Consider the following 14269-nt stretch of genomic DNA (forward strand, 5'->3'; position numbering starts at 1 on the left):
CATAGGGGACAGCCACGGGTGGTGGGCACGTGAGCTGGGTAGACACCTCGCGTGAGCGAACCGGAGACCATCCCGACCACGTCCGACGCCCTCGACGCCCCCGCCGCCTCGGGACTCGGCGTCAACGGCGACTTCGCCGTCTGGGCGCCCCACCGCGAACGCGTGCACCTGCGCGTCCACGGCACCGACGGCGAGAACCCGGCGGACCGGGACGTCCCCATGCGGCGCGGCGACGACGGCTGGTGGCGCGTACGGGTCGACGGCGCCGGACCCGGCACCGAGTACACCTACCTCCTGGACGAGGACCCCCAGCCCCTGCCCGACCCGCGCTCGCTCCGCCAGCCCCACGGGGTCCACGGCCCCAGCCGTGTCCACGACCACGCCGCCTTCACCTGGACCGACACCGCCTGGACCGGCCGCCCCCTGGCCGGCGCCGTCGTCTACGAACTCCATGTGGGCACCTTCACCCCCGAGGGCACCCTCACAGCCGTCGCCGAACGGCTCGACCACCTGGTCGACCTCGGCGTCACCCACGTCGAACTCATGCCGGTCAACGCCTTCGACGGCACCCACGGCTGGGGCTACGACGGCGTCCTGTGGTCGGCCGTCCACGAGCCCTACGGCGGCCCCGACTCCCTCAAAGCCCTCGTCGACGCCTGCCACGGCCGCGGCCTGGCCGTCCTGCTCGACGTGGTCTACAACCACCTCGGCCCCTCCGGTGCCTACCTGCCCCGCTTCGGCCCCTACTTCTCCGGTGAGAACACATGGGGACCCTCCCTCAACCTGGACGGACCCGACTCCGACCCGGTCCGCCGCCTGGTCATCGACAACGCGCGGGACTGGCTGCGCCACTACCACCTGGACGGACTGCGCCTGGACGCCGTGCACGCCCTGCACGACGACCGGGCCACACCGCTGCTCGCCGAACTCTCCGAGGAGGTCGAGGCCCTGGCCACGGCTCTGGGCCGCCCCCTGGCCCTCATCGCCGAGTCCGACCGCAACGACCCCCGCACCGTCCTGCCCCGCGAGGCGGGCGGCCTGGGCATGACCGCCCAGTGGTCGGACGACCTCCACCACGCCCTGCACGTCGCCCTCACCGGAGAGACCCACGGCTACTACGCCGACTTCGCCGTCCCCGAGGCGCTGCCCGCCGCGCTCACCCGGGTGTTCTGGCACGCGGGCACCCACTCCAGCTTCCGCGGTCGCACGCACGGCGCACCCGTGGACACCACGCGCGTGCCCGGCAGCCGCTTCCTGGCCTACCTGAGCACCCACGACCAGATCGGCAACCGGGCTCGGGGCGACCGCATGGGCGAACACGTTCCGCCCGGCCTGCTCGCGTGCGGCGCCGCCCTGGTCCTGTGCTCGCCCCACACCCCCATGATCTTCATGGGGGAGGAGTGGGCCGCCACCACGCCCTGGCCCTTCTTCGCCTCCTTCACAGACCCCGACCTGGTCGAAGGCGTACGCAGCGGACGCCGCCGCGAGTTCGCCGCCCTGGGATGGGACGAGGAGGACATACCCGATCCCATGGACCCGGCCACCCGTGACAGCGCGGTCCTGGACTGGTCCCAGCCTGGGAAGGAACCGCACAAGCTGGTCCTGGACACCTACCGGGCGCTCATCGCCCTGCGCCGCCGGGAACCGGAGCTGTCCGACCCGCGCCTGGGCCGGTTCGAGGTCGCGGCCGGCGGCGACGGCCGCCAACTCGTCCTGGTCCGGGGCGGCCTGCGGGTGGCGTGCAATCTGGACGCCGACGACGCCGACGTGGAACTGGACGCCGTCCCGCGCGAACTCCTGCTCGCCACCGGCCGGCCGAGGACCACCGGGGCCACCGTCAGCGTGCCGGGGGAGTCCTTCGCCGTCCTGCGCGTGTAGCCAGGCCCCGAGGGCACCCCGAGTGTCACCATGGCGACCTGCCTTGGCGCTGCCCGCGACTCCACGAAGGAGGTCCATGAACGCCGACGACCGGACACTCGACCAGAGCTTCGAGGCGCACAACGGAACCGTGCGCTGGGCCCGTTTCGGGGAGGGGGCCCCGCTCGTGCTCATGCACGGCACACCGTTCTCCTCCTACGTCTGGCGCCACGTCGCCCGAGCCCTCAGCGCCCGGTACACCGTCCACGTGTGGGACATGCCCGGCTACGGTGCCTCGGCCAAGTACGACGGACAGGACGTGTCCCTGGCCGCCCAGCAGACCGCCTTCACCGCACTCCTGGACCACTGGGGTCTGGAGCGCCCCACCGTGGTGGCACACGATTTCGGCGGTGCGGTCGCTCTGCGCGCGGCCGTCCTGGACAAGGTGGCCTACGAGCGCCTCGCCCTGGTCGACGCCGTCAGCGTGCGCCCCTGGGGCAGCGACTTCTTCCGCCTGGTCAACGCCAACGCCGACGTGTTCGCCGCGCTGCCCCCGCACCTGCACGAGGCCCTGGTGCGCTCCTACGTCTCCTCGGCCGCCCACCGCGAACCGCGTGCCGAGACCCTGGACGCGCTCGTACGCCCCTGGCTCGGCGCGGACGGCCAGCCCGCGTTCTACCGCCAGATCGCCCAAGCCGACGAGCGCCACACCGCCGAGGTCGAGGAAGGGTACGCCGCCCTCGACCTGCCGGTGCTGGTGGTGTGGGGCGAGGAGGACACCTGGCTGCCGCACGAGCGCGGCCGGCGACTCGCCGAGGCTATCCCCGGGGCGCGGCTGCACACGCTGGCCGGGGCCGGACACCTCGTCCAGGAGGACGCGCCGACCGAGCTCACCGCCGCCCTCCTGGACTTCCTGCGCTGAGAACGCGGCCCCCTTTTCAGCCGACCGGACCGGCGAAGGCCATTTCCTCGTTGCCGTCGTCGACCACGACCCGCAGCGATCCGGCCTCCGACGGAACGTCACACCGCATCGGGAACCTGTGGGTGCCCGCCTCGGTCTCGCCCGGCCACTCCTCGGCCCGGGCGTCGCTCTCGGTCCCCTCGGTCTCGCATACGACCCGCAGGTTCCGGAGCCCGAGGACCCGCCCCAGCCGCGGCACCTCCACCTCCAGGGTGAAGTCCACCCGTCCGGGCTCGGGGGAGGAGACGCCGTCGACGGTGTAGACGACGTCGGCCTCCCCCTCGAACTCGTGCTCGTAGGCGCCGACCGGGTACGCGACGTGGTACGACTCGCCGAACGCCACTCCCTCGGAAGAAGGACCTTCCGGGCTTTCCCGCCCCTGGTCCGTGGAACTCGGTTCATCGACGGCCACGGTCCCCGCTGATCCGCATGCCGCGACGGCGAGGAGAAGTGGAAGCGACAGAAGGGAGGAGAGGCGACCGCGCATGGCGGACATACTAACGACGAAGAGCTGGTCCGGTCAGCCGTTCAGTACGCCGAAAACCTCCAGCCACTGCTGCGGGCCCACATGTCCCACGGGGGTGTTCGGCGCGATCCCGGCCCGGGCCAGGGCCCGGTCCACCCGCCGGGCGGGATGGGCACGGCGCAGCGACGCGCCCAGCGACCCGCCCACGCCGCCGAACCCCAGTTCCACCATGCGCTGGTAGCCGCCCATCCGCCCCGGCTCCACCAGGGGTGTGCGGCGCCTGCGCAGCACCAGCAGCCCAGCGTCCACCCGGGGCACCGGCCGGAACCGCTGCCTGCCGATCCGTCCGGCCAGTGACCACGACCACTCCGGCCAGGTCAGTACCGTCAACCGGCTCCACCGCCCGAACCCTCCGGTGCGCTTGCGCGCGTACTCCAGTTGGGTGACGAGCGTGGCCGAGACCAGCCCGGGCGCGGTCAGGCACCACCGCACGATGTCGGCGGTGCGCGTGTACGGGATGTTGCCCACCACATGGAACTCCCCGCACGGCGGGCGCACACGGGTGAAGTCCGCCCGCACCACCCGCACCCCGCTCGCGGGGTCCCGGTAGCGCTCGGAGAGTCGCTCGGCCAGACGGGGATCGATCTCGTAGGCGAGCACCCGGCGAGCGGCCGGGGCCAGGAAGCGCGTGATGGCGCCCTCCCCGGGCCCCACCTCCACCACCAGGTCGTCGGGGCCCACCCCCGCCACCCGCACCACATGGCGGGCCGAGGCGGGATCGGCCAGGAAGTTCTGGGACAGGCGGCGCCGGTTGTCACCGGCACCCATGCGACGTGAACGCGCGGTACGTGCCACAGCGATGTCCGTTCCAGCCGCCGGAAGGCGGCCGACGGGGACGGGCAGCACGAACGGGCGCGCCGCACGGCGCGCGGGGAGAGGTCCGGGCAGCCCGCCCGAAGGAAAAGAGGACGCGGCTGGGCCTGGACCGGCGGGTCACACGGAGAAGGTCACCACGGTCGCCGCTTCGCCGCCGCGCCGAATGGCGGTACGGCGACGGGGCGGCCGGGGAACGCGGTGGTCGGGTCGTCTACCGGTCCAGGCACACGGACCGGGGCCGAACGACGTAGGTGTGGGCGCTCACCGGCCAGGCGTTCGCCCGGTCGGTGACACCGCAGAAGCAGCACATGGCCAACAACCTAAAAGCCCGCCGGGAGCGCTGGCAACGGGTTTTCCCGACAGCCGCCCCGGCCGAAAACGGTTCGCGCGCACGCCTTTGGCCACGGCATACTCACCGCATGCCTGACTTCGCGGACTTCGACACCCGCCACTACCGCACCGTCGACGTGGCCACCGGCTACGACGGTTGGTCGAGCACCTACGAGGACTCCGTCCTGGACGCCATGGACCTGGCGCTCCTGGACGGTCTCACCGCCCCCGGCTGGTCGGCCGTCGCCCGGGCCGTCGACCTGGGCTGCGGCACCGGCCGCACCGGCGCCTGGCTGCGCGGCCGCGGTGTCGGCATCGTCGACGGCGTCGACCTCAGCTCCGGAATGCTGACGCTGGCCGACAAGCGCGGCGCCCACGACAGCCTCACCCGGGGCGACGTGTGCGACACCGGACTGCTCGGAGCCTCCTACGACCTGGCCATCGCCTCACTCATCGACGAGCACCTGCCCGACCTGGCGCCCTTCTACGCCGAGGCGCGCCGACTCGTCAGGCCGGGAGGCAGCTGTGTACTGGTGGCCTACCACCCGCAGTTCTCGATGGTCTCGGGGATGCCCACCCACTACACCGACGCCTCCGGTGAGGACATCGCCATCGCCACCCACGTCCACCTCATCAGCGACCACGTGCGCGCCGCCACGGCCGCCGGATGGACCCTCGCCGAGCTGTCCGAGGCCACCGTGGACGACACCTGGGTGGCGGCCAAACCCAAGTGGGAGAGGTTTCGCGGCCATCCCATCTCGGCGGCCTTCGTCTGGACCTCACCCGCCTAACGCAGCAGCGCCGCCAACCACACCTCGCGATTGCGCTCCACGTACCGCGCCGCCGGTCCCCAGTGGTCGGCGTGCCCGTCAGCGTGCAGACGGGCCCACGGCTGGCGGCCCGTCCGCGATCCCTCCACCAGCAGGTCGTACATGCCGCGTACCCGCTGTAGGGCCGCGCCGGGCAGTTCCCGGCGCTGGCCCTCGTCACACCCGTAGCCGTCGGCCAGGGCGCGCAGTCGCCGCGCGTCGTACCCGGGATCGCCGCCCTCGTGCAACGGCACGAACCCGTGCGCGGCGTACCCCAGGTCGCCCATGCGCGTGCCCGGACCGGCACAGTCCCAGTCGATGAAGGTCCAGGTGCGGCCGTCCCGCACCAGGTTCCACGGCGCCAGGTCGTTGTGGCAGACCAGTTCGTTCGCGTACGCGGGTATGGGCACCTCCCACACCGGCTCCTCACAGGGCCGGTAGGCGGCGGTCAGGTCATGGAGGCGGCGGATGAGTCCGCCCAGCCGGTGCAGCTCCTCCTCCGCCATGGGCGCCATCCGGTCGGCCATCGTTCCGGGGACGTATCCGAGCATCTGACGGCCCTGCCCGTCCCCGCCGAACGGGGGAGGCGAGGCCTCGTAGCCGCACAGGCGCAGGTACTCCAGCAGGGACATCACCGAGCGGGAGGAGCGCCGCCACGGCTTGCGGACGGTCCGGCCCACACGCACCACCTGGTCGGCGACGTTGCCGCCTTCCAGTACTTCTTCGTCGGGTTGGGTCATGGCCCCCCATGGTTCACCGCGAGGGCGGGGGAGTCCACCGCTTTTCCACCGGCCGCCGTCGGCCTTCCGCTCGGCGTCCGCCAGGCGGGCGTCGTTCATTCCCACCAATCCGGCGAGCAGAGCAGCCCCATGGTCGCGTACACCCAGGTCAGGCCGAGGAACTGGTCGGCGGTCAGTTCGGCGGTGCGCAGCCGCCCGTTGGCGTGCGGGAGCCGGTCACGGCCGACCACTCGCGGCAGGATCGACTGGGCCGAGGTGGCGTAGAGGGTCTCGGTGATCCCGACGCGCAGCGCCACCAGGGGCAGCACCGCCTTCAGGACGCCCTCGGCGAGGTTGGACAGCGCGGAGGAGGTCCACGGGTTCCAGAAGGCGGCGTCCAGCGACGCGGTAGGGGACCTCGGTGCGGAGCCGACGTGCGGGGGCGTCGTCCGCCATGAGACCGAGGATGACAGGTCGGTACCGGGCACGGTCATGTACCACGTGCGCCAGCTCGTGGACGCGGGCCTGCTCGCGCTTCCCCCTGTGCTGGCCCACCGGGTAGGACGCCTACGGGGCCCGGCAGCCGGAGGTCGCGCCCGGCCTTCCGCGTCCGTCAGGGATGGTGCAGGTCGAAGGCCGGCCGGTCGCTGCGGACACGCGGAAGCGAGGCGAAGTTGTGCCGGGGCGGGGGACAGGACGTCACCCACTCCAGGGAGTTGCCGTATCCCCAGGGGTCGTCGGTCTCCACCGGTGTCGAATGCTGCGCGGAGTACCACACGTTGTAGAAGAACAGCAGAGTCGAGGCGCCCAGGACGAACGAGCCGACGCTGGACAGGATGTTCATCCAGGTGAACCCGTCGGTGGGCAGGTAGTCGGCGTAGCGGCGCGGCATCCCCTGCGCCCCCAGGTGGTGCTGGATGGCGAAGGTCGCGTGGAAACCGAAGAACAGGGTCCAGAAGTGCCATTTGCCGATGGCCTCGTTGAGGAAGCGCCCGGTGAACTTGGGCCACCAGAAGTAGAAGCCCGCGAACATCGCGAAGACCACCGTGCCGAACAGCACGTAGTGGAAGTGCCCGACGACGAAGTAGGAGTCCGTGACGTGGAAGTCCAGCGGCGGTGATGCCAGAAGGACCCCGGTGAGACCGCCGAACAGGAACGTCACCAGGAACCCGACCGCGAACAGCATCGGGGTGGGGAAGACGAGCTGTCCCCGCCACATCGTCCCGATCCAGTTGAAGAACTTGATGCCGGTGGGCACCGCGATCAGGAAGGACATGAACGAGAAGAACGGCAGCAGCACCGCGCCGGTGGCGAACATGTGGTGTGCCCACACCATCATGGACAGGCCGGTGATCGCCACAGTCGCCGCCACCATGCCCTTGTAGCCGAACAGCGCCTTGCGGGAGAAGACGGGGATGACCTCGGTGATGATGCCGAAGAACGGCAGCGCCACGATGTAGACCTCGGGATGGCCGAAGAACCAGAACAGGTGCTGCCACAGGATCGCCCCGCCGTGTGCGGGGTCGAAGACGTGGGTGCCCACCATCCGGTCGGCTCCCAGAGCGACCAGCGCGCCGGTGAGCACGGGGAAGGCCAACAGCACCAGTACCGAGGTGAGCAGGATGTTCCAGGTGAAGATCGGCATCCGGAACATCGTCATCCCCGGAGCGCGCATGCTGGTGATCGTGGTGATGAAGTTGACCGAGCCCAGGATCGTGCCCAGGCCCGAGACGATCAGGCCTATCACCCACAGGTCGCCGCCCAGGCCCGGTGAGCGTACGGGGTCCGACAGCGGGGTGTAGGCGAACCAGCCGAAGCTCGCGGCGCCGTTCTGCGTCAGGAACCCGCCCATCACCGTCAGGCCGCCGAACAGGAACAGCCAGTAGCTGAACATGTTCAGCCGGGGGAAGGCCACGTCCGGCGACCCGATCTGTAGCGGCACGATCACGTTGCCGAAGCCGACGAACAGCGGTGTCGCGAACAACAGCATCATCACGGTGCCGTGCATGGTGAACAGGGCGTTGTAGGACTCCGCGGTGACGACCTGCATCCCCGGCCAGAGCAGCTCGGCGCGGATGAGCATCGCCATGATCCCGCCGGCGACGAAGAAACCGAAGGAGGTGATGATGTAGAGGTAGCCGACGATCTTGTGGTCGGTCGAGGATAGCCAGGAGGTGATGATCCCGCCCTTGGCCTCGTCCGCGGGCGCGGCCGCGGAGACCTCGGATACGCCCTCTCCACGCGTCTGGGTCATCGAATCTCCGTTCGTCCGTGTGTGAACGGTACGGGCATGGCGGTCCGGGCCATGGCGACCGGACTGTGCGGGGGAGTCACCGGGAGGCGAGGACGAACACGAGGGCGGTGGCGATCATGCCCATCCAGATCAGCAGCAGCGCACCGTTCGGGGGAGATCCCACACCGTGGTGCGCGCCGCCGACCCGTGCCGCGTAGCCCTCCATCCGCCGGGAGGAGGCCGGATCCTCCGCGGCGAGGTGTGCCTCGATCGCGCGCAGGCGTACCTCGTCATCATCGTTGGGTGTGGACATGGCGTCTTCCCGGTCATCGTCGTCTCCGACACGGTCCTCGCATCCACCCTAAGTGATACTCCGGTCACTGCGCGGGGGTACGGGCCCGTGTCCCTCCGTTCCGCGGACGGTTCCTCGTCTCGGGCGGCCGGACCCGGTCGCGGGCCGAACACGGGTGTCAGAAACGCAGCCAGGTTCCCGCGAGCCCCTGCTGCCCCGCTCCGGGCGCCGACCAGTCGCACACTCCCTCGGCGAACACTTCCGCCGCCCGCGCCGCCTGCTCCTCGGTGAAGTCGGCCGGGTGGGTGTCGGTGTCGAAGGGGGTGAGGCGGCATTTGACGACGTCCGAGGTCAGCGGGGCCCCCGCGACCATCCGGGGCGAGGTGTGCACCGGGTAGGCGTCGGCGCACCGGTCGCCCCGCCCGGCGCGCAGCGGACGCTGCTCGGTGACCACCCGCTGTGGTGTCGGACCGCCCACCCAGCATGAGTCGACGAGCCATTCGGGGCGCGTGGTACGGATGTGGTCGATGGCGGGGCGGCTCGGGTCGGCGTGCCGCTGCTCGTGCAGACCGGTCACCCAGGCATCGAGTTCGGCCAGGGCCCGTCCGGCAACCGGGGCGGAGGCGGCGAACCCGCCTCGGCCCCGCTCCTCCACGAGCATGACGTGGTTGTCGGCGGTGCCGTTGGCCGCCCGCAGCCGCTCGCGCACCGAGAAGGAGTGGTAGCGCATGTGGAGGTCGCCGCCTTCGGCGTCGTCCTGGTAGGAACGGTAGTCCACCACGGGGATGTCGGCCAGGCCGCCGCCCCCGTTGAGCAGGCGGCCGGTGCGGTAGGCGGCGACGGTGGCCTGGTGATCGGCCACGGTGCGCTCGTCCACCACCCGCCCGTCGGCGTCCAGCCCGCCGATGTGCTCGTTCAGGTGCAGGAACTGGTCGACGCCGATGGTGCCGCCCAGCAGGGCGTCCAGCCCGTACTGGACGCCGACGTTGTCCAGGGGGCGCCGCGGCAGCCCGGTGGCGGGGTCGGTGCCGTACACGTTGCGGGTGTGCGCGTACACATCGCAGCGGGCGCCGCCGGGGCTGTCCACGGGGTGGTAGCGCTCCCCCTCGGGCAGTTGGGACGGGCATGCTCCGCGCGGGTCGACGCGGACGGCCTTCTTCGCCAAGAGGCCGATGCTGTCCCAGCGCAGGAAACCGGAGACCGCGAGCTGTTCTCCGCGGTCGAGCACGTCGGGGTGCTCACTGGCGTAGTCGCGCAGCAGCAGGGCGTCGGTGATGACGGGTACCACCGAGAAACCCACGTCAGGGAAGGCCTGGGCGACCATGGCCCCGTCGAGCAGGCCGGGTTGGTTGTCGGCGATCTGGTGGGCCTGGTAGGCGCCGCCGGAGGAGCCCCAGCCCAGGGTCAGGTCCGGGGCGCCGTGGGTGAGGGAGAAGCGCTGCTTGACGGCGGCGGCCGTTTCGGCGGCCAGCAGGTCGTTGCAGTTGTTGCCGAACACGTTGAGGGAGGCCGAGGCCACCGCGTACCCCTGGGAGAGCATGCCGTGGTCCAGTACCCCCGCGGTCCTGGTGCCCTGGACGTACCAGCCACCCGTACAGCCACCGCCGAACTTGTACACCAGGCGGCGGTTCCACCCTTCGGGCGGGCTCCACGGGTCGGGCCCGGCGGAGCCGGGGGTGTACAGCACGGCCGTCTCGTAGACCGACCGGTTCACGGTGCCCGTCTCCACCCGCACGGTGTAGGGCACCCGTTCGCCGGTGGAGGTGGTGGTCTCGGCGGCATCGCGCGGAACCTGGTCGGGGTCGGGCACGGGCGCCCACTCGCCGTCGGCGGTGCGGTACATGTGGCGGACCACCGTCTCGGCGGAGCAGTCCTCGTCCAGGGGCGGGCCGAGGGTGCCGCCGCCGTGCAGGGCGAAGCGGTCGGTGCCGCACACGAAGGGTTCCTCGTGCGGGCCGGAGAACACAGGCCCTGTGAGGGGGTGGTTGGTCACCGTGACCCGTGCGGAGCCGGACGCGGTGGCCGGGGTGCCCCCGTCCCCGGAGCCCCCGCCGCCCGGAACGGAGGCGACCAGTTCGGTGCCGCCCTCGGGCAGGTCGGAGACCAGGCCCTCCAGGGCGAGTCCGCCGCGGTCCAGGATGACGGCGCGCAGAGCGTCGGTGACGTCCCTTCCGCCCGCCTCCAGCCGGATGCGGTCGGTGGGCACGGCCTCGGGGGGAACCACCCTGACCAGGACGGTGCCGCCCATGACGGTGTCGGGCCGGGAGGAGAGCACCTCCAGGGAGAGTGGGCCGCCGGGGTCACGGGGCGACTCAGGCGCGGTGGCCGGGGGTAGGACGCCGGCGGACGCGGGCAGGACGCCCAGATCGAAGAGGGGCGCTCCGGAGAGGGTGAAGAACGCGGCGGTGGCGGCTGCCCCGGTGTTGAGGAGTACACGGTTCCAAGGGGGCGCGGTCACGGGGATCCCGTCGGGGGAGGGTGCGTGGTGCCCGCCGTACCGGGAACGGCCTCCGCGGCGGGCTCGGTGCTGATAGTTGCTGGTCCGTGGGAAGGGCTGGCGCACGGGTCGATCGTGTCCACGGGGCGTCCTACGGGACCGGAAACACACCGGGCATGAGGTGGACTTTGCACTCCCATGGCGAAGTCGGTACCCCGAAAGGTGCGAACCGAACACAGCGGGAGGGAAGGTGTGGAAGGCCTCTTTTTGCGGCTCGGTGGCCCGGACGCCGCTCCGGTCCGGGCCGCCCTGGTGTCAGCTCCTGCTGATCCGCCGCCCGCTCAACCTGCCCGGGGTGATCCTCAGAACCTGGTCGCGATTACCCTCAGCCCAGGGGAGGGGGAGGCGGCCCTGCGGGATGCGGGCCAGCTCTCCGGTGTCGCGGATCCACTGGCACCGTCCGCTGGCGAGCACGCTCCACCCCTCACGGCTCTCCTCGTCGAGGCTGTCGACCTGGAAGGCGACGTATCCGCGCGCGTGGCGCATGATGGCCCCGGACAGGGTGGAGCGGAACACGATGCCCTCGTCGACCATGGCGTAGTTCACCGGCAGAACCGTCGGGGCGGCGTCCCCCTCGATCGTGAACGCCACGCGACCGATGTCGCGCGTGTTCAGCAGGTTGAAGCAGGTCTGGCGCTCCAGGACGGTGAACCTGGCCTCCTCGTCGCCCTCGATGATGTCGGCCCCCTCCAGGAGCTCCTGCTCATCGGCGAGGCGGTCGGTCCCCGCGTACTCGTCGGGCGCCCCTCGCTGCTCCGGCGGCGCGACCGGACCCGTGGCCGGGTCCTCCCGCCTCCTGCCAGCCGCACCGGCACCGCTCATTCTGGTCATGACAAGCTCCCCCGAGAAGAATGCCCCCGTTTCCTGCCTTCGCCGTCCCTGCCGTCGGCGGGCCCGGGAGCGTGGCCCGACCGCATGTGTCGTCGTGCGGCGGAGGTCTCCGCTCCTTCGACTACCCGGCGGGGCGTACGACCCAAACAGAACGCGGGGACACGGGGTCCTCCCCGCCCTTCCGGACACGGCGCGCACCACCACTCCGCGTTTCGGGGAAAAGCGGTCCCGGTCCTCGCGCCATGAGGGTGCCAAAACGCGCGGGCGGTGCCAAAAGGGGCACGCGTGTCGAAAGGGGAGGGGGAGCGGCGGGTTCCTGCTAAGGTCGGATGTTTGGCGACTATGTGTAGTGGCCACATTACTGAAGGCGATTGTTCGGCGCTTGTCAGGAGGCACACTTGCCCGCTCGACACACCGCCACCGGACCTCGGCGACCACAGATCCTCGACGTCACCTTGCGCGACGGCGGCTATCTCAATGCCTGGAGCTTCACCGACGCCACCGTGCGCGAGCACTCCAAGGTCCTCGGCGAGGTGGGCGTGCCCTACGTGGAGGTCGGCTACATCGGTGAAGACACCACGCTCAAGCCAACGCTCCGGTGCTCCGCCGACCTGCTGCGACAGGTCGGCGAGGATACCGGCCAGGCCCGCGTGGTCGCGATGCTCGGCGTGAACGGAAGGAGCCCCCAGGAGGTCACCGACCTACTGCGGCCGCGCGCGGAGGTGCTCGACGTGGTGCGGCTGACCTGCTTCGTGGAACGGGTGGAGCACGTGCTCGCCGCCGCGGAGGCTGTGTGCGCCACGGGGGTGACCTGTTCGCTCAACCTCATCAGCATCACCGCCTACGAACCCGAGGAACTGGTCGCGGCGGTCGAGCGAGTCGACCGGTCGGGCGTCGTCGACTGGCTCTACCTGGCCGACTCGCGCGGCGCGCTCCTGCCCGAGGCTGCCGCCGAACTGTTCACCGGCGTGCGGGCCGCCTGGACCGGGCTGGCGGGCTTCCACGCCCACGACAACCTCGGCTACGCGGTCGCCAACTCCCGGATCGCGCTGGAGGCGGGCTTCGACCTCGTCGACGGCTCCCTCAACGGCTATGGCCTGGGCGGCGGCAACACCGACCTGGCCGAAGCCCTGGCACTGGTCGGTGAGGTGGACCGGCCCCGGCTGGCCTCCCTGGCCGAGCGCGTGGCGGCGGAGATGCCCTCGCCGCCGCCCTTCCAGCACCTGTATCCGCTGACCGGCCGGCGCAACCTGGAACAGGAGTGGGCACCCGACGTGTGGGGGGCCCACGGCGAGGGCGCCGAGGAGTTCCTGCGCGGCCTGGCCTGGAAACGCTACAGGGACGTCGGCGAGATCCTGGGGGACCTCTGACCGCCCGGCCCGCGCTCTTGGAACGGGCGTACGCCCGCACGCACACCACCACCCCTGGAGGAACGGTTTGTCCCAGCCCAAGCGCTGCCTCGTACTCAACGACCGGCAACCCATCCCCACGGACGTCCTGGACCGCCTGTCCGGCAGCGTGGAGGCGCACTGGGTGCAGGACGCCAGCGGGGGCCTGGACCCGGCCGAGGAGTTCCGGCGCCACCCGGACACGCAGATCCTGGTCACCACCTACATGGACCTGAGCGCGGAGAAGCTGCGCCTGCTGCCCGGGCTGGAGCTGGTCGTCGCCACCACCACGGCCGTGGAGTACGTGGACCTGGACCACTGCCGCGAGCGCGGAATCGCCGTGTGCAACACCGCGGGGTACACCGGCGACGCGGTGGCCGAGCACGCCGTCGCCCTGATGATGGCGGTCGCCAAGAGCATCGTCCCGGTCAATGAGCGCGTACGCGGCGGCGACCTGCTGTGCTCGGGGCAGGAGAGCATGGAACTCTCCGGCAAGGTCGCCGGAATCGTCGGCATGGGAGACATCGGCTCGGGGGTGGCGCGCATGGTGCGCGGACTGGGCATGGAGGTGCTCCACGTCAACCGCGGTCCGCGCCGGGTGGAGGGCTCGACCCCGGTGGAGCTGACCAAGCTCCTGTCGGTGTCCGACGCCGTCTTCCTCACCCTGCCGCTCAACGCCGACTCCCGGCACCTGTTGGGAGCGGAGGAGCTGGCCCTGATGAAGCCCTCGGCGGTCCTGGCCAGCATCTCACCCGATGACGTCGTCGACGCCGGGGCCCTGACGGCCGTCCTGCGCGAGGGGCGCATCCGCGGCGCGGGCCTGGACCTGGTCGGCGAGCGCAGCCCCTACCCCCGTCTGGACAACCTGGTGCTCAGCTCCCGGTTCGCCGCCAGGACCCGTGAGTGCCAGGAGCGCCGCAGGGAGGCATGGGCGGCCGCCGTGGCGGCCTTCGCGGCGGGTCAAGAGCCGCCCCATCGGATCGTCTGACCCGGGCCCGGGGCGAGCGGCG

The 14269-nt window shown here is 71.3% G+C and carries 13 protein-coding genes; 5 read left to right on the forward strand and 8 right to left on the reverse strand.

Annotated elements, in window-relative coordinates; genetic code table 11:
• Positions 1-51: 51 nt before the first annotated feature.
• Together treZ and AC0T5L_RS13790 are read left to right on the forward strand one after the other, a co-directional pair.
• Positions 52-1878, forward strand: a complete 1827-nt coding sequence (gene treZ / locus AC0T5L_RS13785; protein ID WP_476165853.1) for a malto-oligosyltrehalose trehalohydrolase — start codon at positions 52-54, stop codon at positions 1876-1878.
• A 76-nt stretch (positions 1879-1954) separates the two neighbouring features.
• Complete coding sequence (locus AC0T5L_RS13790) at positions 1955-2779, forward strand: alpha/beta fold hydrolase (RefSeq protein WP_476165854.1); 825 nt, start codon at positions 1955-1957, stop codon at positions 2777-2779.
• A gap of 16 nt (positions 2780-2795) precedes the next feature.
• Here the strand turns inward: AC0T5L_RS13790 and AC0T5L_RS13795 are convergent, their stop codons facing one another.
• Positions 2796-3305 (reverse strand): hypothetical protein, encoded by a 510-nt coding sequence (locus AC0T5L_RS13795; protein WP_476165855.1) that lies wholly within the window; start codon positions 3303-3305, stop codon positions 2796-2798.
• 33 nt (positions 3306-3338) lie between these two features.
• The gene (gene erm / locus AC0T5L_RS13800; protein WP_476166011.1) at positions 3339-4112 is read right to left on the reverse strand and encodes an ErmE/ErmH/ErmO/ErmR family 23S rRNA (adenine(2058)-N(6))-methyltransferase; all 774 of its coding nucleotides are present in this window, start codon (positions 4110-4112) and stop codon (positions 3339-3341) included.
• Positions 4113-4579: 467 nt separating this feature from the next.
• Here erm and AC0T5L_RS13805 point away from each other — a divergent pair, with 467 nt between their 5' ends.
• Positions 4580-5281, forward strand: a complete 702-nt coding sequence (locus AC0T5L_RS13805; protein ID WP_476165856.1) for a class I SAM-dependent DNA methyltransferase — start codon at positions 4580-4582, stop codon at positions 5279-5281.
• Here AC0T5L_RS13805 and AC0T5L_RS13810 read toward each other — a convergent pair.
• The 6 genes from AC0T5L_RS13810 to AC0T5L_RS13835 all read right to left on the reverse strand — a co-directional run bounded on the left by AC0T5L_RS13810 (position 5278) and on the right by AC0T5L_RS13835 (position 11871).
• Positions 5278-6039: a phosphotransferase gene (locus AC0T5L_RS13810; protein ID WP_476165857.1), complete on the reverse strand. Its 762-nt coding sequence runs from the start codon at positions 6037-6039 to the stop codon at positions 5278-5280. The two genes, AC0T5L_RS13805 and AC0T5L_RS13810, sit on opposite strands and share 4 nt — an antisense overlap.
• A gap of 95 nt (positions 6040-6134) precedes the next feature.
• The gene (locus AC0T5L_RS13815) at positions 6135-6506 is read right to left on the reverse strand and encodes a hypothetical protein (RefSeq protein WP_476165858.1); all 372 of its coding nucleotides are present in this window, start codon (positions 6504-6506) and stop codon (positions 6135-6137) included.
• 125 nt (positions 6507-6631) lie between these two features.
• Complete coding sequence (gene ctaD / locus AC0T5L_RS13820) at positions 6632-8272, reverse strand: aa3-type cytochrome oxidase subunit I (RefSeq protein WP_476165859.1); 1641 nt, start codon at positions 8270-8272, stop codon at positions 6632-6634.
• 76 nt (positions 8273-8348) lie between these two features.
• Entirely contained in the window at positions 8349-8564 is a 216-nt protein-coding gene (locus AC0T5L_RS13825; RefSeq protein ID WP_476165860.1) for a hypothetical protein, read from the reverse strand.
• Positions 8565-8721: 157 nt separating this feature from the next.
• Positions 8722-11001: a DUF6351 family protein gene (locus AC0T5L_RS13830; protein ID WP_476165861.1), complete on the reverse strand. Its 2280-nt coding sequence runs from the start codon at positions 10999-11001 to the stop codon at positions 8722-8724.
• A 294-nt stretch (positions 11002-11295) separates the two neighbouring features.
• Complete coding sequence (locus tag AC0T5L_RS13835; protein WP_476165862.1) at positions 11296-11871, reverse strand: pyridoxamine 5'-phosphate oxidase family protein; 576 nt, start codon at positions 11869-11871, stop codon at positions 11296-11298.
• A gap of 398 nt (positions 11872-12269) precedes the next feature.
• On the opposite strand from AC0T5L_RS13835, the gene AC0T5L_RS13840 reads away from it, so the two are divergent.
• Both AC0T5L_RS13840 and AC0T5L_RS13845 read left to right on the forward strand, forming a co-directional pair.
• On the forward strand, positions 12270-13241 hold the full coding sequence (locus AC0T5L_RS13840; protein WP_476165863.1) for a beta/alpha barrel domain-containing protein: 972 nt from the start codon (positions 12270-12272) through the stop codon (positions 13239-13241).
• Positions 13242-13308: 67 nt separating this feature from the next.
• A complete protein-coding gene (locus tag AC0T5L_RS13845; RefSeq protein ID WP_476165864.1) occupies positions 13309-14247 on the forward strand; it encodes a 2-hydroxyacid dehydrogenase in 939 nt (312 codons plus the stop codon).
• Positions 14248-14269 lie beyond the last annotated feature (22 nt).

This window comes from Nocardiopsis sp. TRM 82005 (genome assembly GCF_056312425.1).

What these genes read in the sequence shown, in the direction of transcription:
- AC0T5L_RS13790 (WP_476165854.1), top strand. Translation starts at nt 1,955, where the DNA reads ATGAACGCCGACGACCGGACACTCGACCAGAGCTTCGAGGCGCACAAC.
- AC0T5L_RS13795 (WP_476165855.1), bottom strand. Translation starts at nt 3,305, where the DNA reads ATGCGCGGTCGCCTCTCCTCCCTTCTGTCGCTTCCACTTCTCCTCGCC.
- erm (WP_476166011.1), bottom strand. Translation starts at nt 4,112, where the DNA reads ATGGGTGCCGGTGACAACCGGCGCCGCCTGTCCCAGAACTTCCTGGCC.
- AC0T5L_RS13805 (WP_476165856.1), top strand. Translation starts at nt 4,580, where the DNA reads ATGCCTGACTTCGCGGACTTCGACACCCGCCACTACCGCACCGTCGAC.
- AC0T5L_RS13810 (WP_476165857.1), bottom strand. Translation starts at nt 6,039, where the DNA reads ATGACCCAACCCGACGAAGAAGTACTGGAAGGCGGCAACGTCGCCGAC.
- ctaD (WP_476165859.1), bottom strand. Translation starts at nt 8,272, where the DNA reads ATGACCCAGACGCGTGGAGAGGGCGTATCCGAGGTCTCCGCGGCCGCG.
- AC0T5L_RS13825 (WP_476165860.1), bottom strand. Translation starts at nt 8,564, where the DNA reads ATGTCCACACCCAACGATGATGACGAGGTACGCCTGCGCGCGATCGAG.
- AC0T5L_RS13835 (WP_476165862.1), bottom strand. Translation starts at nt 11,871, where the DNA reads ATGACCAGAATGAGCGGTGCCGGTGCGGCTGGCAGGAGGCGGGAGGAC.